Origin of the sequence: Microbacterium sp. ACRRU (genome assembly GCF_022346945.1) — a bacterium.
Classification (GTDB): Bacteria; Actinomycetota; Actinomycetes; order Actinomycetales; family Microbacteriaceae; genus Microbacterium; species Microbacterium mcarthurae.
Genome location: NZ_JAKRNI010000004.1, coordinates 95,702 through 115,552, shown reverse-complemented (window position 1 = coordinate 115,552; position 19,851 = coordinate 95,702). Strand labels below are relative to the sequence as shown.

Here is a 19,851-nt window from a genome sequence, read left to right as displayed (position 1 = left end):
GGCCTGCTTCTTCTTAGCTGCCGCGACGAGTCCTCGTTCTAAGGGCCTTCCTCGTCGCGGAGCTCGTCGTCGGCCCCTCCAGACAGACAAGAGAAGCGACCCCTCATGAAGAACACGCAGAAGCCCACGTCCGCTCCGGTGCACAAGTACCGTCCCTTCCACGAGCAGATTCGCGTCGACCTGCCCGACCGCACGTGGCCGGGCAAGCGCATCGAGACCGCACCCCGGTGGTGCGCCGTCGATCTGCGCGACGGCAACCAGGCCCTCATCGATCCGATGAGCCCCGAGCGCAAGCGGGTCATGTTCGACCTGCTGGTGAAGATGGGCTACAAGGAGATCGAGGTCGGCTTCCCCTCGGCGAGCCAGACCGACTTCGACTTCGTGCGGCAGCTGATCGAAGACGACCTCATTCCCGATGACGTCACGATCCAGGTGCTGACGCAGGCTCGCGAGCACTTGATCGCCCGCACCTATGAGGCGATCGCCGGCGCGAAGCAGGCCATCGTCCACCTCTACAACTCCACGAGTGTGCTGCAGCGCGAGGTGGTCTTCCGCACCGACCAGCAGGGCATCGTCGACATCGCTCTCGAGGGTGCGCGGCTGTGCAAGAAGTACGAGGCCACGATTCCCGAGACCGAGGTCTTCTACGAGTACTCGCCCGAGAGCTACACGGGCACCGAGCTGGAGTTCGCGCTGCGGATCTGCAACGAGGTGCTGGAGGTCTTCCAGCCGACGCCCGAGCGCAAAGTCATCCTGAACCTGCCGGCCACCGTCGAGATGGCGACCCCCAACGTGTACGCCGACTCGATCGAGTGGATGTCGCGGAACCTGAACCACCGCGAGAACGTCATCCTGTCGCTGCACCCGCACAACGACCGCGGCACCGCCGTCGCCGCGGCGGAGCTGGGGTACATGGCCGGGGCCGACCGGATCGAGGGATGCCTCTTCGGCAACGGTGAGCGCACCGGGAACGTCGACCTGGTCGCCCTGGGGGTGAACCTGCTGACGCAGGGGATCGACCCGCAGATCGACTTCAGCGACATCGACCAGGTCAAGCGCACCGTCGAGTACTGCAACCAGCTGCCCGTCCCCGAGCGCAGCCCGTGGGCCGGCGACCTGGTCTTCACCGCCTTCAGCGGTTCGCATCAGGATGCCATCAAGAAGGGCTTCGAGGCCATGGAGGCCCGGGCCGCCGCCGAGGGCAAGAGCATCGACGACATCGAGTGGGCGGTTCCGTACCTGCCCGTCGACCCGAAGGACCTCGGCCGTTCGTACGAGGCCGTCATCCGCGTCAACTCCCAGTCCGGCAAGGGCGGCGTCGCGTACCTGCTGAAGGCGGACCACGCCCTCGATCTGCCGCGCAAGCTGCAGATCGAGTTCTCCGGTGTCGTGCAGGCCCGCACCGACGCCGAGGGCGGCGAGGTCTCGAGCGCCCAGATCTGGGACATCTTCACCGACGAGTACCTGCCGACGAAGGACGACGACCAGCGCTGGGGCCGCTTCGAGCTGCTGTCGACGCGCTCCTCGAGCGACATGTCGGGCGACGTCTCGCTCGAGGTGACGCTCCGCGATGGTGACGCGACCCATCCCGCGTCGGCCGTCGGCAACGGACCCGTCGCCGCGTTCCTCGAGATCGTGCGGGCGCAGGGGTTCGACGTCACGCTGTACGACTACGTCGAGCACGCGCTGAGCTCGGGCGGCGACGCCCAGGCCGCGGCGTACATCGAGCTGCAGGTCGACGACCAGCGCCTGTGGGGTGTCGGCATCGACAACGACATCTCGACCGCGTCGCTCAAGGCGATCGTCTCGGGCGTGAACCGCGCGATCCGTACCCGTCAGCGCTCGGGCGCCCTCGCCGGCGTCTGAGCCGGGCGTATCCGGGCGCGAGTCGCCAGCATTTGTCGCCTCCGGGTTCCCCGAAGCGACAAATCCTGGCGACTCACCCCATGGGGTCTACGCGCGAGGTGTACGCGCGCGCGATCTGCTCGGAGAGCAGCGCCGAATCGATGTCGGAGAGCCTCTTGATGTAGAAGCAGCCCTTACCGAGCCGAATGGGCCCCAGTTGTGCCACCCGTTCCGTTCCCCGCTGATCGTCGAGGAGACCGGGTCAGCGTAGCCACGCCCCTCGCGCGCGAGTCGCCAGGATTTGTCGCCCGAGAGCGTCTCGAGGCGACAAATTCTGGCGACTCGCGCCCCTGCCGGCGGCGCGCGCATGCGGGCGACTCACGCGTCGGGGTCGCGGATGATCGGGATGCCGGTGGTCTCCACCGCGACCTTCCGGCGGTAGAGCTTGCGCTGCTCGGGCAGGGAGAGGTCGAACAGTACGGCGAGGACGCGGATCACCGTCGTCACGATCACCCCCACCACCGCCGCCACGGGGAGCGGTGCACCGAACGCCGCTGCCGTCGCCAGGACCGCGCACCCTCCTCCGGCGGCGACCGCGTACAGAGAACCGACGTGCATGATCGCCACGGGGAGTCCCATCAGCACGTCGCGCAGCACACTCCCGCCGGCGGCGGCGAGCACGCCGACGAACACGGCGGGCACCGCGGGCAGCCCGAGCGCGAGCGCTTTCGACGTGCCGAAGGCGCCGAAGAGTCCGATGACGACGGCGTCCAGCAGAACGATCGCGCGGTTCAGCCGTTGAAAGATCCCCGACAGCAGCATGCCCACGAGAGAGGCGACCGTCGCGGTGATGAGGTACCAGTTGTTCTGCAGGGTCGCAGGTGTCAGCCCCAGCAGGAGGTCGCGGATGAGTCCGCCGCCCATGCCCAACAGGATGCCGATGATCGCGACGCCGAGCAGGTCGAGGCGCCGCTGGCCCTGGAAGCCTGAGGCGAAGAGTGCACCCTGCACGCCGCCGAGGGCGACGGCGGTGAGGTCGGCCCACAGCGGGATGATGAAGACGGGCGGGTTCACGGCATCCATTCTCCCGCGGAGGTCGCAGCGCCCCGCGCGCGGCGCACCGCCGACTCCCGGGGTCGCGGGCGGATAATGGACTGTGCCCACCTACCGCGACGAAGTCGTGGTCCTGCGTACCCACAAGCTGGGGGAGGCGGACCGCATCGTCACCCTCCTCAGCCGCCGCCACGGCAAGATCCGGGCGGTCGCGAAGGGCGTCCGGCGCACGTCGTCGCGTTTCGGCTCGCGTCTCGAGCCATTCATGGTCGCAGACGTGCAGCTCTACCAGGGGCGCAACCTCGACATCGTTCAGCAGGCCGAGTCGCTGGGGGCCTACGGCGCCGACATCGCGCAGCACTACGACCGCTACACGACCGCCAGCGCGATGGTCGAGACCGCGGACCGTCTCAACGAGGCCGAGGCCACGCCGCAGCAGTACCTGCTGCTGGTCGGCGGCCTGCGTGCTCTCGCCCGTGGAGACCACGCGGCGCGCAGTGTGCTCGACTCGTACCTCCTGCGGGCGATGGCTCTGTCCGGCTGGGCACCGGGGCTCGGTGAGTGCGCGCGCTGCGGAACGGTCGGCGAGCACGACTTCTTCCTGGCCCAGCTCGGCGGGGTCGTGTGTGCGGCGTGCGCACCCGCGGGGTCGCCGCGTGTCGCCCGCGACACCGTCGCCCTCCTGCGCGCGCTCATCGCGGGGGAGTGGGACGTCGTGGATGCCGCCCCCGAACGCACCACCGCGGCGGCCTCCGGCCTCGTCGCCGCGTACGCCCAGTTCCACCTGGAGCGCGGCATCCGTTCCCTCTCGCACCTGGAATCGAGTCGATGACCCCGAAGCCCTACACGCACCGCGACGCCGTCCCGTACCGCCCGCTCGATTGGACGGGGGAGTACCCGCCGAGCTTCCCGAAGGGGGCCGTACCCGAGCACGTGGCGATCGTCATGGACGGCAACGGTCGCTGGGCGAACCGCCAGGGTCTCACGCGCGTCGAGGGCCACCGCGCCGGCGAGGCGGCGCTCCTCGACGTCGTCGCGGGAGCGATCCAGGCCGGTGTGAAGCACCTGTCCGTGTACGCGTTCTCCACCGAGAACTGGTCGCGCTCGCCCGACGAGGTGCGCTTTCTCATGGGGTTCAACCGCGAGGTGCTGCACCGGCGTCGCGATCAGCTCAACGAGTGGGGCGTGCGCATCCGCTGGTCGGGACGGAAGCCGCGCCTGTGGGGGTCGGTCATCAAGGAGCTGCAGCACGCGGAGCGTCTGACCGAGGGCAACGACGTGCTGACCCTCACGATGTGCGTCAACTACGGCGGTCGAGTCGAGATCGTGGATGCCATGCGCCGCATCGGCGAAGACATCGCCGCCGGGCGCCTGAAGCCCTCCGCCGTGAGCGAGAAGCTCATTCGGCGGAACCTGTACCAGCCGGACATGCCCGACGTCGACCTGTTCGTGCGCTCCAGCGGGGAGCAGCGCACGTCGAACTTCCTCCTGTGGGAGTCGGCGTACGCCGAGATGGTGTTCCTGGACACGCTGTGGCCGGACTTCCGCCGAACGCACCTGTGGGACGCCATCGGCCTGTACCTGTCCCGCGACCGGCGCTTCGGCGGCGCGATCGACACCCCGCAGGCGGAGTCGATGCCGCCATCGGAATAGATCCCGTCCCGGAAAGGTTGCACGCGACATGACGGATGCCATCAAGATCGACGTGTGGAGCGACATCGCCTGCCCCTGGTGCTACATCGGCAAGCGCAATCTCGAGAACGGCCTGGCCGCCACCGCCGATGACGACGACGCCCCCGTCGTCGAGATCGAGTACCACTCGTTCGAGCTCTCTCCCGACACCCCCGTCGACTTCGTCGGTGGCGAGGTGGACTACCTCTCTCAGCACAAGGGCATCTCGCCGGCACAGGCGCGCGAGATGCTCGACCGCGTCACCGGGGTCGCGGCCGAGGCAGGGCTCGCTTACCGTTTCGACATCCTCCAGCACACCAACACCGTCAAGGCGCACGAGCTGCTGCATTTCGCGAAGGAGCACGGTCGACAGATCGATCTCTCGGAACGTCTGATGGCGGCGCACTTCCTCGAGGGCAAGCACGTCGGACGTGACGACGACCTCATCGAGCTCGCCGTCGAGATCGGCCTCGATGGAGACGCTGCGCGGGAGGCGCTGGCGTCCGGACGCTTCCGCGAAGCGGTGCGGGCCGATCAGGCGCAGGCGCAGGCCTACGGCATCACGGGCGTGCCGTTCTTCGTCATCGACGGGAAGTACGGCGTGAGCGGGGCACAGCCGGTCGAAGCGTTCACGCAGATCGCGCGTCAGGTGTGGAGCGAACGCCGCTCGGCTGTTGCCGAGCCCGAGGCCGCGCAGGCGTGACCCCTCCTCCCCAGCGAACCCGTTGCCGGGCCCGGCAGCACGGGACCACGAGGTCTGGGAGAATGGCACGATGACCACGGCACTGGCCCCGACGCGTTCGCTGCGCATCGGCCCCATCGAACTCGACGCCCCGGTCGTGCTCGCGCCGATGGCCGGCATCACGAACACGGCGTTCCGCCGGCTGTGCCGCGAGTACGGTGCCGGGCTGTACGTGAGTGAGATGATCACCACGCGGGCGCTCGTCGAACGCAACGACACCACGATGCGTCTCATCCGGCATCACGAGTCCGAGACCCCGCGCTCGATCCAGCTCTACGGCGTCGACCCCGCCACGGTCGAGGCGGCCGTGCGCATGATCGTCGCCGAAGACCACGCCGACCACATCGACCTGAACTTCGGCTGCCCGGTCCCGAAGGTCACGCGGCGCGGCGGCGGTGCGGCTCTCCCCTGGAAGCTGACGCTGTTCCGCCAGATCGTCGAGCGTGCCGTGCGGGCCGCGGGCGATCTGCCGCTGACGATCAAGATGCGCAAGGGCATCGACGCCGACCACCTCACGTACCTCGAGGCGGGCCGGATCGCCGAGGGCGCCGGAGTGGCATCCATCGCCCTTCACGCGCGGACGGCATCCGAGTTCTACTCGGGGCACGCCGACTGGAGCGCGATCACGAAGCTCAAAGAGACGGTGACGAGTGTGCCCGTACTGGGCAACGGCGACATCTGGTCGGCCGGCGACGCCGTGCGCATGATGGACGAGACCGGGTGCGACGGCGTCGTCGTCGGCCGCGGATGCCTCGGCCGCCCCTGGCTGTTCGGCGACCTCGCCCGTGCACTGGGACGCCCCGGTGCTGCCACCGGCGAGCCCGTCGACGCAACGCTCGGCTTCGTCGCTCGCGCGTTCCGCCGGCACGCGGAGTTGCTGGTGGAGTTCTTCGAGGACGAGGGGCGCGGATGCCGCGACATCCGCAAGCACGTCGCCTGGTATTTCAAGGGCTACCCGGTCGGTGGTGAGCTGCGGGCCAGCCTCGCCACCGCCTCGACCCTGGCCGAGATCGACGACCTCCTCGCGACCATGGAGCTCGACGCCCCCTACCCGGGCGAGGCAGCGGAAGGGCAGCGGGGCCGCGCCGGTTCGCCCAAGCGTCCCGCGCTGCCGGACGGCTGGCTCGACTCGCGGGAGATCGGCGACGACGCCGGTCGTGCCCTCGCTGACGCGGAGCTCCACCACAGTGGCGGGTGAGGTTGCGGTGAGCGTCGCGCGCCCGTCGGGGTACGACGACGTCGACGCCGCCCGCTTCCACGAAGAGCGGCACCGCTCCCTGCGCGACGACTTCGCTCGCGACCGCGCCCGCGTGTTGCACTCGGCGGCCCTCCGCCGTCTCGCTGCCAAGACCCAGGTCCTGAGCCCGGCGAGCCCCGCCGACTTCGCGCGCAACCGTCTGACGCACTCTCTCGAGGTGGCGCAGGTGGGGCGCGAGTTGGCGACCGCCCTCGAGCTGTCGCCCGACGTCGTCGACACCGCGTGCCTCAGCCACGACCTCGGTCATCCGCCCTTCGGCCACAACGGTGAGCGCGCGCTCAACGAGTGGGCCGAAGACATCGGGGGCTTCGAGGGCAACGCGCAGACCCTCCGCATCCTGACGCGTCTCGAGCCGAAGGTCATCGGCCCCGATGGCCGCCCGTTCGGGCTGAACCTCACCCGGGCGAGCCTGGATGCCACGTGCAAGTACCCGTGGACCGCCGACGCGCCCCTTCCCGATCCGGGCGGACGCCTCAAGTTCGGTGTCTACCCCGACGACGAGCCGGTGTTCCACTGGATGCGCGGCGGCGCCCCGGGGCGCGTCCGCTGCATCGAGGCCGAGGTCATGGACCTCTCGGACGACATCGCGTACTCGGTCCACGATTTCGAGGACGCGGTCGTCAACCGCTACATCGACCCGGCGCGTCTGACCTCCCCGGCCGGGCACGAGTCGCTTCTCACCGCGATCCAGACGTGGGTCGGCTACGACTTCTCGCGCGACGAACTCGCCGACGCGCTGTACCGCCTCATGCGGCTGCCCGAGTGGATCGACTCCTTCGACGGATCCCGGCCCGCGCTCGCGCGGCTGAAGAACCTGACCTCGGATCTCATCGGACGCTTCGCGCGCGCCGCCACGACTGCGACGCGCGACGCGTATGCGGTGCGTGACCTCACGCGCTACCGCGCGCACGTGGTGGTCCCCCGGGTCGTCGAAGCCGAGATGGCGGTTCTGAAGGGCATCATCGGCGCGACCGTGGTCTCCATCGACGGCCGCAAGGCGCTCTACCGCGAGCAGCGACGCGTCCTCAAGCGGTTGGCATCCGCCCTGTGGGAGAACCCCGACGCGCTCGATGCGCTGCACGCCCCCGACTTCGCCGCGGCCGAGGACGACACTGCGCGGCGCCGCGTGATCGTCGACCAGGTCGCCAGCCTCACCGATCAGCTCGCCATCGCCTGGCACGGCCGGCTCGTGGGCGACGTGGATGCCGCCGAGCTCGGCGTCTGGGCCCCGGGCGCGCGCGGGCCGCGGGGAGCGGATGCCTGATGCCCGGGCGCATCCGGCAGACCGACATCGACGAGGTCAAGGCGCGGGTCAACATCGCCGACGTCGTCGGTGAGCGCGTCGCTCTGAAGCCCGCGGGTGTCGGGTCGATGAAGGGCCTGTGCCCCTTTCACGATGAGCGCAGCCCGAGCTTCCACGTGAGGCCGCAGGTCGGCTACTACCACTGCTTCGGCTGCGGTGAGTCCGGGGACGTGTACTCGTTCCTGCGCGCGATGGACCACGTGTCGTTCACGGAGGCGGTCGAGCGGATGGCCGCCCGCGTGGGCTACACGCTGCACTACGAGGACGGCGGGGCCGCTCCGGAGACGACCGGCCGCTCGCGCCTGTATGCGGCGAACGCCGCCGCCGCAGAGTACTTCCGGGCGCAGCTGATGTCGCCCGAAGCCGACACGGCTCGGCGCTTCCTCGGCGATCGCGGTTTCGACGCGGGCGCGGCCGCGCACTTCGGGGTGGGGTACGCGCCCAAGGGCTGGTCCTCGCTCATGGATCATCTGCTCGCGCAGAAGTTCACACGTGACGAGCTGCTCCAGTCAGGGCTCGTCTCCCAGGGCCAGCGCGGAGTGTACGACCGCTTTCGGGGCCGCCTCGTCTGGCCCATTCGCGACGTGACCGGCCAGGTCATCGGATTCGGCGCACGCAAGCTGTACGACGACGACCAGGGCCCCAAATACCTCAACACCCCCGAAACGCCGATCTACAAGAAGGCGCAGGTGCTGTACGGTCTCGACCTCGCCAAGCGCGACATCTCGCGCGAGCACCGTGTCGTCGTCGTCGAGGGCTACACCGACGTCATGGCCTGTCACCTCGCGGGCGTCACCACCGCCATCGCCTCGTGCGGCACCGCCTTCGGCAGCGACCACATCACGGTGCTGCGACGCGTCATGGGTGATGACAGCGCCTCAGGGGAGGTCGTATTCACCTTCGATCCGGATGCCGCGGGGCAGAAGGCGGCGCTGCGCGCCTTCGCCGACGAGAAGCGTTTCGCCGCGCAGACGTACGTCGCGGTCGCGCCCGAGGGCCTCGATCCGTGCGACCTCCGCCTTCAGCGCGGGGACGGCGCGGTACGGGCGCTCATGGACGCCAAGGCGCCCATGTTCGAGTTCGTCATCGATCAGCGTCTGAAGGACTTCAATCTGTCGAGCGTGGAAGGCCGCGCGGGCGCTCTCCGCGCCGCGGCCCCCATCGTCGCCGACATCCGCGACCCGGCGCTGCGCCCCGGGTACGTCCGCGTCCTGGCCCGTCGCCTGGGCCTGGACATCCCCGAGGTGCAGGGCGCGGTCGAGCGCGCGGCTCGAGGTGCCGACCGAGCCGAGAAGCGCGAGGCGCAACGCGGCGCAAGCGCCGAACCCGTCGCCGCCGTCGCCCCGTCGGTCACGCTCGCGTCCTTGCCGAACACCCGGGACGTCGCGCTCGAACGGGGCGCGATGATGGCGTTCCTGCAGTACGGCCACCGCATCGAGGCCGACCTCTTCCTCCGTGCCCTGCAGACCCCCTTCGGCCACCCCGCCCTCGAGGCGGTGCGGAGCTCGCTGGCATCCACGGATCTGTCCCAGCCGGGCTGGGCCGTCACCGCCGTCGAAGCGGTGCGCGAACCGTTCCGCACCTTGGCGGCCGAGTTGCTGACCGCCGAGTTCCCGGCCCGTAGCGAGGAGGGCGCGGTCGCGTCGGCGAACGGTCTGGCGCGAGGACTCCTGATCCGCGAACTGCAGCGCGAGAAGGACGAGTTGCTGCGCGGCATCCAACGCGTGCCGGCGGACTCCGAGGACGGCCGCCGTCTGCGTCTGCGCCTGCGCGAACTGGATGCCGATCGGCAACGCCTGATTGACTCCTGACGCGTCTCGGCTGGCATCCGGGACGCACCTCGGGGAGGATGTCAGCATGCCCCGGTCCCTCGACACCGCTGTCGCCATCCGCGCCGATGACCTCTCGCTCGCCCGCAACGGCGTCCGGGTGATCGATGGTGTCACTCTGACCCTCGCCGCGGCTCGCAGCCTCGTCGTCATGGGTCCGACCGGGTCGGGGAAGACGTCGCTCGCCTCGCTTCTCGCGGGCCGTCCCGACGAAGGGCTCGCGGTGGTTGGGGGAGACGCGCGCGTGCACGGCATTTCTGCACGCCACCCCGGGCGGGCGGTGCGCGAGTGGACCTTCCACACCGGCTACCTGCCGCAGGGCGCCGGGGCGAACCTGCCGGCCCGCTTGACCGTCTCTGAGGTCATCTCGGAGCCGATCACCGCGCGCGATCGCCGCGTCAACGCGCGGGCTCTCGCCGTCCGGGTCGCGACACTGCTCGACGAGATGGAGTTGCCGCTCGGGACCGCTCCGAAGTACCCGTACGAACTCAGCGCCGGCATGCGTCAGCGCGTCGCGGTGGCGCGATCGCTGGTGCTCGAGCCGCGTCTGCTCGTCGCCGACGACCTGTACGCGAACCTCGATGTCGAGGTGCGGGCGGCCGTGCGCACGGCCATCGTGCGCCGCCGTGAGGAACGGGGGATGGCGGCGTTCGTGGTGACGAATGACGCCGACGCGCCGCGCGATCTGGAAGCCGATGTGCTCGTTCTGCGCGGCGGTCACGTGGTGGCGTTCGGTCCGAGCACGGAAGAGCTGCAATGGACTCCCGGCGGCGCGCCCGACCGACGGATTTCCGCCGGCTGATTTTTCCGCCGCGCCACGGTGCTGTTAGTATCGTCTGGTTGCCCGCCGGTAGGGGGGCATGATCCTCGGTAGCTCAATTGGCAGAGCAATCGGCTGTTAACCGATAGGTTCTTGGTTCGAGTCCAAGCCGGGGAGCGAGAGACCCGCGTCCATCTAACGCGGCTCTCACCTAGGCCCGGGCTTCCACCCCGGGCCTTACCTTTTTCTTGCACGAAGGCCCGGCGCGCTGCGCCGGGCCTTCGTCGCGTGTTCGTCGATCACGGCCGGGAACCGCGACGGCCAAAGGGGGCGACCGCTTACGCGATCACCCCCTCCGGTCACGGACCGTCCGCGTGGAGGATCAGGCGCGCTGACCCCGTCGGCGGATGGCCACGATGGCCCCGCCGAGCACCATCAGGACACCGATCGCGACAGCCCCGAGCGGCACCGTTCCACCGGTGCTGGCGAGCGCGTCCGCCGACCCGCGCGACGGCGGCAGGGGACCGGTCGCCGTTCCGGGGAGCGGCGTTGTGCCGGGGCCCGTTCCCGGCGCAGTGCCCGGGTCGGTACCGGGGCCGGTGCCCGGGTCGGTACCGGGGTCGGTGCCCGGGTCGGTCACCTCGGCGACCAACTCGGCGACTCCCCACCGCGCGGTGGTCTGGTAGCCGGTCCCGGTCGGGTCTGCCCAGGTCTTGACCGAGAACCGCCCCTCGGGTCGGCCATCGTTCACCTGGAAGTCGATGCCGTGCACTGTGTCGAGGCCGCCGAGCGGGACGTTGCTCTGTCCACCCGACTGGCCGACCAGGTCGATCGCGACTTCCACGCGGTACCCGTCGGCGGTGCGCGCCGTCGCACTCGCCGCCACCCGTGCCTCCTGGACCGCGGTGTTCCCCGAACCGAAGGACAGCACGTTGTCGGCCGAGATGCGGATCTGCGTGTCGTTCGGGCCGTAGCTCCCCGCCTTGGTGTTCCCGAGGTTGAGGAACAGCTCGACGCTGTCCTGCTGCCACGGGTCACTGCCCGACAGGTCGATCACGGGGTCGGTCACCTCGAACAGCGCGTACAGCGTGTTGCCCTGCCACAGCGTCCGGACCTCGGCGCTCGCCCCGCCGGCCGACCCCTCGACCGTGCGAGCGGTGGTCGCCACGGCGGCGTCGGCATAGGCGGCATCCACCTCGCCGTCCACGGCCGGCGCCGCGAGCTCGGGCACCTGTAGGAACGACAGCGGCTCGAGGAAGGAGAGCCGCCCGGTGACGCCGGGGGAGTTCCACGCACCGACGACCTGATCGTCGGTCAGCAGCCGCACATCGAAGTCGGCCCCCTGCCCCGCCTGCACGTCCGAGTGCGGCAGGTGGGCCAGGGTGTAGGTGACACCCTCGACGACCGTCTGCGCCCCCGGCACCGATCCCGCAACGTCCGGACCGTAGAAGTACTCCTGGTCTCCGTACGTGAACGCCACACGGTCGGGCGTCGCCGACGACCGCACGATCACGGCGAGGTGATCGGCGTTCCACCGGGACTGCCACCCCCCGGCGTTCTCGGTCAGCGGGTGGAAGGGCAGGTTGCGCCACTCCGGAGCCTCGGTGAACTCGGCATCGGCTTCCACATCGCCTTCGAACACGTTCGCGGTCGTGATCAACGCGGGCAGCCCCTCGGCGTCGTCGATCGCGCCGTAGTAGGCCGGCTTCGGCTGCAACCCGCCCGTGAACAACAGGGGCTGCTGCTCCGCGCGCCACGATCGCGTGTCTGTGAGGCCCCACACCGTGGCCGAGAAGATCTTCTCCGCCGCCGGAGCCGACGCGTGGTAGTCGCGCAGGAGGGCGAACACATCGCGGTAGAAGTAGCCCTGACGCACCCGGTTGGGGTCGTCAGCGGGGTTGATCGTCACATCGAGCTCCGTCACCGCCTGCATCAGACCGAGTCCCTCGAACCGCTCGAGAGCTCCGCGCAGGGCGGCGATCGGGGTGTTGATCGAGGTGTGGAACTGGTGCCCCACGCCGTCGATCGGCACGTTCGCATCCAGCAGACGCTTCACGAGGGCTTCGTACTGCGCCCCCTTCGCGTCGATCTCGGTGTTGTAGTCGTTGATGAACAGCTTGACCGGACGGTCGGTGCCGGGCGCCGCGTACTCCTCGTTGAAGGCGTCGTCGGCGTACTGGAACGCCAGCCGGATGAACTCCTCGCCCAGCACCTGGTACCAGCGACTCGTGCGCAGCCCGTCCGGGGTGGCCTGGTCGGAGATGACCTCGTTGACCACGTCCCACGCGATGAGCGGATTCGTGTCCGAGCCGTAGGGTCCGTAGTCGTCCGCGATGGATGCCGCGACATCGAAGATGTGCGTCCGCAGGCGCTCGCGCAGCAGTTGCTTGTCGGCATCCGACGTCGTCAGCTCGCGCCCCGAATCGTCCTGGAAGAACCACGCCGGGGTCTGCGAGTGCCAGACCAGCACGTGCCCGTACAGCCCGATGTCCTCCGCCTGCGCGAAGTCGAGCAGGGCGGTCGCCTCGGCGTTCCGTGCGAACTGTCCCGGCCCGGTGTACCAGGCCTCGACCTTCATGTGGTTCTCGGGGGTGATCTGGTTGTAGTGGTGCAGCAGCAACTGCGCGGCCGCACCGGTCGTCTCGCGCGAGTCGATGGCCACCCCGAGCGGGAAGTCGACCGTGTCCTTCACCGGGGTGAGGCTGGTGTCGACCTGCGCGTCCTCGGGAACCGAGATCCGCACCTGATCCACCAGGAACGTCGAGGTGTTGCCGCTGTTGTAGCGGGCCTCGATGTAGATCTCCGCGGCCGAATCGTAGGTCGGCACGGTGAACTCGCCGCGCACGGTGGTCCACCCGCTGGCGGTCGCGTTCTCGATCTGAAGAAGGTTGGCGAAGTTCTGCGTACCGCCGGAGACGGTGCGTGCCGAGAGCGTGAGCCCCTGACCCGTCGCGGCTCCGGGCGCGAAACGCACGGCAGCGCTCACGGCGTAGGTCGCGCCGGGTTCGAGGATGCCGACGATGCTGCGCTGAATGCCGTCGCCCTCGTGCGTGCGCTCAGCGACCTGGGCGGCGGACGGTGTGTCATCCGCGCCGCCGTCGACGACGGTCACCTGCGGGTCGGAGGTGTCCGATCCGGCCCGGGCCGACCAGCCGTCGAGATCTCCCGAATCGAAGTCCGTGTCGATGAGGACATCGCCGGGCTGCGGCGCCCCGCCGGTGCCATCGTCGGCAACTCCGACAGGAAGGGTGAACGTCCACCCCTCGGCGAGGCGCTCGGTCACGACCGTCTCCACCGCGGCGAGCGATCCGCTGCGGTCGCCGCCACCGTCGTGCACCAGCACCACCTGTCCCGCCGTGATCGCGGAGCGGAGATTCGCCGTGAGCGTCGCAACGTCCTGGGTCTGCCAGTCGTCGATGGTGTTGACCACCGCGAGGGGCTGCATCCCGAGCGAGACCGCAGCCTCGGGGGTGTTGCCCCACGAACCGTTCGGAGCGCGGAAGAACGGCACGGGGTAGTCCGCGTCACCCAGCGCGGAGCGGATGATGGTGAGGTTCTCCGCCATGCGGGTCGCGGCCTGGTCCTGCATCAGTGAACCCATGTCGTCGTAGGTCGTCGAGTGGTTGCACAGCACGTGTCCCTCGGCGACGATGCGCCGGAGCAGGTCGGCGCCACCGGGAGCGGTGATGTTCTGGCCGATGACGCAGAACACCGCGCGGATGTCGTTCTCGGCGAGGAAGTCCAGCAGCGCGGGCGTCGTGCCGGCGTTCGGGCCGTCGTCGAAGGTGAGAGCGGCGACGTTGCCGGTGCCCTGGGCCGCCGAAGCGGGGGTCGCGGTGGGATCAACAGCACCGCCCGGTGCCACGTCGGGGACTTCTCCGCCACCGGACGCGGCAGCGGTGGTCACGACGATGTCGTCGACGTAGTAGGTGAACGCGGGCGTTTCCGCGATGTCGGAGGTGCCGATGTACGCCTGCAACCCCGAGACGTCGCCGTCCGGGGCTGTGAACGACCCGGAGATCGTGGTCCACCCCGTCGCCGTCACGCTGGTGTTGCCGATCCAGGTGTAGGCCGGCTTCATGACCACGCGGGCGCTGGTGTCCGGCGTGCCGGGTGCCAGGCGCACCCGCAGGGAGAAGTCGTAGGTCGTGCCGGCTTCGTAGATACCGGTCGGGCTCTGGATGCCGACGTAGTCGGCGTCGCGGTCGGCGACCTCGAGCACCTTCTCACCGTCGAGGTCGATCACGGTCAGGGTGTCGTCGGTCCCACCGCTGCGGGTCCAGGTACCGGTCGTTCCGTCTTCGAAGTCGACGGAGGTGATGACGGTCGGGGCGGCGACCGCGGGCGCGGCTCCACCGAAAACGAGGGCTCCTACGGCGGCGAGGGAGACCAGAGGGGATAGGCGTCGATGCACGAGCGCTCCTTTGCGCAGTTGGTTGTGGCGAACAACTTATGCGCGAGGAGGGGGGTCTCCGGCCGTCCGGTTACGCAACCGTTACGAAACCAAAGCGAAAGTTCCGTGGGTGCGCTCCCATCTCGCGGCCGTGCGCACCCCGTCGATCATCAGCGCGGGGGAGCGGTGCTGCCGCGCTCCACGAGGTGCGTGGCCAGATCGACCCGCGGGACGACGTCACCGGAGCTTCGCGTCGCGGCGTCGAGCACCATCCGCGTGGCCTCGGCTCCCATTCGTCGCAGCGGTTGGTGGACCGTCGTGAGGGCCGGGCTCACCCAGCGCGCGGGGGCGATGTCGTCGTAGCCCACCACGGACAGATCGTCCGGGAGGCGCATGCCCCGCTCCCGGGCCGCGTCGTAGACCCCCAGCGCCTGCAGATCGTTCCCGGCGAAGATCGCGGTCGGCGCGTCATCCAGGGCCAGCAGTTCGCGCGCCGCATCGCGTCCCCCTTCGACGTAGAACGTGCCGAAGCGCACCCAGCGCGGATCGACCTCCAGGCCCGCGCTGGCCATGGCGGAGCGGTAGCCGTCGACGCGCGCGAGCGAGCACAGCATGTCGCCGGGCCCGGTGATCGCCGCGATCCTGCGGTGCCCGAGCTCGATGAGGTGCCTCGTCGCGGCGAGACCCCCGGCCCAGTTGGCCGAGCCCACGGAGGGGATGTCTGCCGGCGGGTCACCCGCCGAGTCGACGATGACGAGAGGGATGCCACGCGTGGCCAGACGCAACCGCTGACGGTCGACCAGGGCCGAAGCCACCAGCACGATGCCCGCCGGACGGCGCCGGAGGGCGCCCTCCAGCCAGTCCTCACCGAGCGCGTGCGCCCCGCCGCTCTCCGAGACGACGACCGCGAGACCACGCTGTTTCGCCACTTCCTCGACCCCCGCGATGATCTCCATCGACCAGCTCGCCTCGAACTCGTGGAACACCAGCTCGATCAGGTCGCCCCGCGGCTTCTCACCCACGGGGCGCCGCGTGTAGCCCCGCGCGGTGAGCAGGGCGTCCACGCGCGCACGCGTCGCGGGGGAGATGTCGGCGTGCCCGTTGAGCACTTTGGAGATCGTCGCCACGGAGACCCCGGCCTCGGCGGCGATGTCGGCAAGACGGATGCGAGACCCGTCGGCGGCAGCACTCATGCCGCGATCGTACCGCGCTTCCAGCGAAACTTTCGGGAGTGATCAGGAACGGGTCACGGCCACCCGCGGAGGCGCTCACCGGGCCCGGCAGGCACTCGGCGTGGCGTCACCCCAGGCCGGGAGTATCCTCGTCGACGCCCTCCATGCGCTGCTCCTCGGCCTCGGCGGGGTCCGCCTCGATGTCGGGCACGATCGACGTGTCGTCTTGATCGGTCTCCTGCGAAGCCGGATCCGCGATGGGCGTCTGCTCTCTGTCGTTCATGACCACAGGGCATCAGCACCTCGGCCGAGGCGTCACTGCCATTGACAACCCCCGCACCCGCCGCCCCACCCGCGCCGTCGGCCTGACAGGCTGGGGGCATGCCATCCGGACCCGATCCCCGCGCGTACGATCTCCATGCGCTCCGCGACAGAGTGCTTCCGGAGCGGGAGGGTCGTGTCGACGACAGCATTCCGCAGCTCGAGGACGCCGATCCCGACCTGTGCGCGATCGCGCTCGCCCTCCCCGACGGCGAGGTGCGGTCGAGCGCACAGGGGGATGCGCCGTTCAGCCTGCAGTCTGCGGTGAAACCCTTCCTGTTCGCCCTCGCGTTGCTCGATACCGACGGCGAGGCTCTCGATCGCGTGGGGATCGAGCCGACCGGCGAGGCCTTCGACGCCATCAAGCTCGAGAGCGGAACCGGGCGTCCGCCGAACCCCATGGTGAACGCGGGCGCGCTGCTCACGGCCTCGCTCGTCGAAGGATCGGACGCCGAGGCGCGCGCCGACCGCATCGCGCGCGGGCTCGCGGCCTTCGCCGGGCGCGACCTCGAGGTCGACGAGGACATCGCCCACAACGAGCACCTGCTCGGCGATCGGAACCACGCCCTCGCCCACCTGATGCGGGCCGAGGGGAGCATGTCGGTGGGCGCCGATGAGGCGGTCGCCGTGTACGCACGGGCGTGCGCGACGCTCGTGGATGCCGAGACCCTGGCCGTCATGGGGGCGACGCTCGCGGGCGCCGGCGTCAACCCGCGCACCGGTGAGCGTGCCGTTCCTGCCCGCGTCGCACGCGACGTCGTGTCGGTCATGGCGACGTGCGGCGTCTACGACGGGTCCGGGAGGTGGATGAGGGCGGTCGGCATCCCCGCCAAGTCGAGCGTGTCGGGCGCCATCGTCCTCGCCGCTCGCGGAGCTCTCGGGGCGGCCGTCGTCAGCCCACCCCTGGACGCGCAGGGGACGAGCGTGCGAGGGCGCATCGTCAGCGAACGGTTGAGCGAAGACCTCGGTCTGCACAGCTTCGCGGAGCGCTGACCTACCGGCCCGGGGCCGCGCGGCGTCGTGGGAACGGTTCCACTAGGCTCGGGTCGGCCGCGCCGGACGGCCCGAGAGGAAGCCCGAGCCGTGCCCACCCCGAGCCGCACCCGCCTGGATCTACAGGGCCTCCGGGCGGTGGCCGTTCTCGGCGTCGTCGCCAGTCACCTCACCGGGTGGCCCACGGGGGGCTTCACCGGCGTGGACGTGTTCTTCGTCCTGTCGGGCTTCCTCGTGACCGGCCTCCTGCTGCGGGACGCGCGCGAGACCGGCGCCATCGATCTGCGTGCGTTTTTCGCCCGGCGCGTCCGGCGCCTTCTGCCCGCTGCGTCGCTGGTGTTGGCATCGGTGGTCGCCGTCGCGTTCCTCGTCTTTCACCGCGCCCGCGCCGAGCAGACTCTCGGGGACGCGCTCTCGGCGCTCGGTCTCGTCTCCAACTGGCGCTTCGCATTCGAGGGTCGGAACTACTTCTCCTCGGATGACGTGTCGCCCCTGCAGCATTTCTGGTCGCTGTCGATCGAGGAACAGTTCTCGCTCGCCTGGCCCCTGATCATGGTGACGGCGATCGCCCTCGTTCCCGCAGCGGCACGTCGCGGACGCGCGGTACGGGGGATCGTCGCGATCATGGCCGGGGGCATCGCGGTGGCATCGGCGCTCGCGGCCGTTCACCTCACCGCGGAGGATCCCACCGGCGCGTACTTCTCGACGCTGGCGCGTGTCGGCGAGCTCGCTGTCGGCGCGGTCCTCGCGGCGATGGCTCCGGTTCTCGGACGGATGGCGGCTGCTCTGCGGGTCACGTCCGCGTGGGCGGGCGTGGGCCTGATCGCTGCCGCGTTCGTCCTCATCGATCCCGCCTCGCCGTTCCCCGCCCCGTGGGCGGCTCTGCCCGTGACGGGCGCCGCACTGGTGATCGCCGGCGGTGTGGGCGGCGATCCGCGCCACCGGCACCTGTTCCCCTTGACAAACCGGCTGAGCGTGGCCGTGGGCGACGTCTCCTATTCGCTGTACCTCTGGCATCTGCCGGTGATCGTCTTCGCCGGTGTCGTGCTTCCCCCCGGACCCGCCTGGATGCCGATCGTGCTCCTCATCACGGCGGTGCTCACCGTCGCGACGTACCTCTGTGTCGAGCAACCGATCCACCGCTCGCCCTGGCTGGAGCGTCGACAGGCCACACGAGAAGATGCCGGTGAGGCGCCCTCGACGCCGCTCGCGAAGCAGCCCGAGGCCGCTCCGGCGGCACCCAAGCGGCCGGCGGCCGTGGCATCCCGGCCCGCCGGATGGGTGCCCGGTCAGCGCTACTACCCGGGTTCGCGCCCGCGGCCCGCGACCGGCGCGGGGACGCGCGGCACGGAGACGGTCTCGGCGGCGCCGCGTGCGGCTTCGGTCGAGAAGCAGACCGTCCTCTCTGCCGCCCCGCTCCTCGTCGCCGTCGCCGCCGAGTCCACCGCCCCTCCCGCGCCCGGGAGCCACGACCGCTCACCCGATCCACGCCCCGCGACGTGGGGCGCCTGGCGCGAGCGATACGCCGGACGCATGGGCTGGGGCGCCGCGGTGCTGACGATCGGCGCGGGCGCCACCGTGCTGAGCGTCTTCGCCGCGTACGGCGCGCCCACGCTCCCGCTCGCCGGAATCAACGTCGTCGCTTCGGCCGACCCCGCCGAGATCGCCGAGGCGCTGCCGACGCTGCAGGCCGAACTGGCGGCGGCCGTGAGCGCCACCCGCTGGCCGGAGCTGCACCCGGGCCTCGATGAGGTCATCCGCGAGTCGTCGTCCGACAACCGCGCTCACGACTGCTTCACCCCCGACATCGCTCCCGACGCAGGACGGTGCACGTTCGGCGACCCTGCGGCCCCGCGTCACGTGTACCTCGTCGGCGACTCCAGCGCCATGGCGTACGCACCGACCCTCGCGGCCCTCGCGGAACGCAGCGGCGGGACGTGGCGCGCCACGACGGTCGGGATGTACGGATGCCGGTTCACCGACGTCACGGTCGAGAGTCGCGATCCCGCGGTCGCGGGGGCGTGCGAGCCGCGCAAGGAGCAGGTGCGGACCATGATCGCCGCGGACCCCGCCGATCTGGTCATCGTCTCCAACGCGTTCACGCTCGGCCGCTCGGTCGACGGCGAGACCCTCGACGCACCGCGCCTCGCGGCAGCGACCTTCGCGGAGGTCGGGCCCTGGGCGCCTCCGGGACGGACGGTCTTCCTGTCGCCCCCGCCCCACGGGGCGGATCTGAACCGCTGCTACTCGCCGGTCACCGGTCCGTCCGCGTGCCTTGCCGCTGTCGACGACGTGTGGACGCAGATGGAAGCGTCCGCCGAGGCGGAGGCATCCGCCACCGGCAACACCGCGATCAGCGCCCTCCCGTTCACGTGCTGGGAGAACGTGTGCCCGGCCTTCGCCGGCGAGACGCCGGTGCGATACGACGAGACGCACCTGACCCCGGCGTTCGCCGAACGGCTGGCCCCCGTCCTGCAGCGGGAGCTGCAGGACCGAGGCTTGTACTAGCGC

15 protein-coding genes and 1 tRNA gene are annotated in these 19,851 nt (G+C 70.3%); 11 read left to right on the top strand and 5 right to left on the bottom strand.

What is annotated here, in order from left to right:
- Window positions 1-105: 105 nt before the first annotated feature.
- A complete protein-coding gene (gene leuA, locus MHY30_RS04245) occupies window positions 106-1,866 on the top strand; it encodes a 2-isopropylmalate synthase (RefSeq protein WP_239275352.1) in 1,761 nt (586 codons plus the stop codon).
- Window positions 1,867-1,939: 73 nt separating this feature from the next.
- On the opposite strand, the gene MHY30_RS15100 is transcribed toward leuA, so the two are convergent.
- Window positions 1,940-2,071 carry a hypothetical protein gene (locus tag MHY30_RS15100; RefSeq protein WP_275437999.1) on the bottom strand — a complete coding sequence of 44 codons (132 nt, stop codon included), beginning with the start codon at window positions 2,069-2,071 and terminating at the stop codon, window positions 1,940-1,942.
- A gap of 152 nt (window positions 2,072-2,223) precedes the next feature.
- Entirely contained in the window at window positions 2,224-2,919 is a 696-nt protein-coding gene (locus tag MHY30_RS04240; protein ID WP_239275350.1) for a trimeric intracellular cation channel family protein, read from the bottom strand.
- An 82-nt stretch (window positions 2,920-3,001) separates the two neighbouring features.
- Here MHY30_RS04240 and recO point away from each other — a divergent pair, with 82 nt between their 5' ends.
- From recO to MHY30_RS04200, 8 genes are all read left to right on the top strand, one after another.
- Window positions 3,002-3,730: a DNA repair protein RecO gene (recO, locus tag MHY30_RS04235; RefSeq protein WP_239275348.1), complete on the top strand. Its 729-nt coding sequence runs from the start codon at window positions 3,002-3,004 to the stop codon at window positions 3,728-3,730.
- Window positions 3,727-4,551 carry an isoprenyl transferase gene (locus MHY30_RS04230; RefSeq protein WP_239275346.1) on the top strand — a complete coding sequence of 275 codons (825 nt, stop codon included), beginning with the start codon at window positions 3,727-3,729 and terminating at the stop codon, window positions 4,549-4,551. The genes recO and MHY30_RS04230 overlap by 4 nt, the downstream gene beginning before the upstream one ends.
- Window positions 4,552-4,579: 28 nt before the next feature.
- Window positions 4,580-5,272, top strand: a complete 693-nt coding sequence (locus MHY30_RS04225) for a DsbA family protein (protein WP_239275344.1) — start codon at window positions 4,580-4,582, stop codon at window positions 5,270-5,272.
- Between the two features lie 70 nt (window positions 5,273-5,342).
- Entirely contained in the window at window positions 5,343-6,509 is a 1,167-nt protein-coding gene (gene dusB, locus MHY30_RS04220) for a tRNA dihydrouridine synthase DusB (protein ID WP_239275343.1), read from the top strand.
- Window positions 6,510-6,516: 7 nt separating this feature from the next.
- Window positions 6,517-7,833, top strand: coding sequence for a deoxyguanosinetriphosphate triphosphohydrolase (locus MHY30_RS04215; protein ID WP_374204585.1), 1,317 nt, complete (start codon window positions 6,517-6,519; stop codon window positions 7,831-7,833).
- Entirely contained in the window at window positions 7,833-9,683 is a 1,851-nt protein-coding gene (gene dnaG / locus MHY30_RS04210; protein ID WP_239275342.1) for a DNA primase, read from the top strand. The genes MHY30_RS04215 and dnaG overlap by 1 nt, the downstream gene beginning before the upstream one ends.
- A gap of 46 nt (window positions 9,684-9,729) precedes the next feature.
- A complete protein-coding gene (locus tag MHY30_RS04205) occupies window positions 9,730-10,503 on the top strand; it encodes an ATP-binding cassette domain-containing protein (protein ID WP_239275341.1) in 774 nt (257 codons plus the stop codon).
- Window positions 10,504-10,565: 62 nt separating this feature from the next.
- Window positions 10,566-10,638 (top strand) — tRNA-Asn (locus MHY30_RS04200).
- A 205-nt stretch (window positions 10,639-10,843) separates the two neighbouring features.
- Here the strand turns inward: MHY30_RS04200 and MHY30_RS04195 are convergent.
- The 3 genes from MHY30_RS04195 to MHY30_RS04185 form a co-directional block, all read right to left on the bottom strand.
- Window positions 10,844-14,875, bottom strand: a complete 4,032-nt coding sequence (locus MHY30_RS04195; RefSeq protein WP_239275340.1) for an endo-1,4-beta-xylanase — start codon at window positions 14,873-14,875, stop codon at window positions 10,844-10,846.
- 149 nt (window positions 14,876-15,024) lie between these two features.
- On the bottom strand, window positions 15,025-16,047 hold the full coding sequence (locus tag MHY30_RS04190; protein WP_239275339.1) for a LacI family DNA-binding transcriptional regulator: 1,023 nt from the start codon (window positions 16,045-16,047) through the stop codon (window positions 15,025-15,027).
- Window positions 16,048-16,153: 106 nt separating this feature from the next.
- Entirely contained in the window at window positions 16,154-16,309 is a 156-nt protein-coding gene (locus MHY30_RS04185) for a hypothetical protein (protein WP_239275338.1), read from the bottom strand.
- Between the two features lie 98 nt (window positions 16,310-16,407).
- Between MHY30_RS04185 and glsA the strand changes: the two genes are divergently transcribed.
- Both glsA and MHY30_RS04175 read left to right on the top strand, forming a co-directional pair.
- Window positions 16,408-17,340, top strand: coding sequence for a glutaminase A (gene glsA / locus MHY30_RS04180; RefSeq protein ID WP_239275337.1), 933 nt, complete (start codon window positions 16,408-16,410; stop codon window positions 17,338-17,340).
- 90 nt (window positions 17,341-17,430) lie between these two features.
- Window positions 17,431-19,848, top strand: a complete 2,418-nt coding sequence (locus MHY30_RS04175) for an acyltransferase family protein (RefSeq protein ID WP_239275336.1) — start codon at window positions 17,431-17,433, stop codon at window positions 19,846-19,848.
- Window positions 19,849-19,851: the final 3 nt, after the last annotated feature.

What these genes read in the sequence shown, in the direction of transcription:
- leuA (WP_239275352.1), top strand. Translation starts at nt 106, where the DNA reads ATGAAGAACACGCAGAAGCCCACGTCCGCTCCGGTGCACAAGTACCGT.
- MHY30_RS04225 (WP_239275344.1), top strand. Translation starts at nt 4,580, where the DNA reads ATGACGGATGCCATCAAGATCGACGTGTGGAGCGACATCGCCTGCCCC.
- dnaG (WP_239275342.1), top strand. Translation starts at nt 7,833, where the DNA reads ATGCCCGGGCGCATCCGGCAGACCGACATCGACGAGGTCAAGGCGCGG.
- dusB (WP_239275343.1), top strand. Translation starts at nt 5,343, where the DNA reads ATGACCACGGCACTGGCCCCGACGCGTTCGCTGCGCATCGGCCCCATC.
- glsA (WP_239275337.1), top strand. Translation starts at nt 16,408, where the DNA reads ATGCCATCCGGACCCGATCCCCGCGCGTACGATCTCCATGCGCTCCGC.
- MHY30_RS04205 (WP_239275341.1), top strand. Translation starts at nt 9,730, where the DNA reads ATGCCCCGGTCCCTCGACACCGCTGTCGCCATCCGCGCCGATGACCTC.
- MHY30_RS04190 (WP_239275339.1), bottom strand. Translation starts at nt 16,047, where the DNA reads ATGAGTGCTGCCGCCGACGGGTCTCGCATCCGTCTTGCCGACATCGCC.
- MHY30_RS04185 (WP_239275338.1), bottom strand. Translation starts at nt 16,309, where the DNA reads ATGAACGACAGAGAGCAGACGCCCATCGCGGATCCGGCTTCGCAGGAG.
- MHY30_RS04230 (WP_239275346.1), top strand. Translation starts at nt 3,727, where the DNA reads ATGACCCCGAAGCCCTACACGCACCGCGACGCCGTCCCGTACCGCCCG.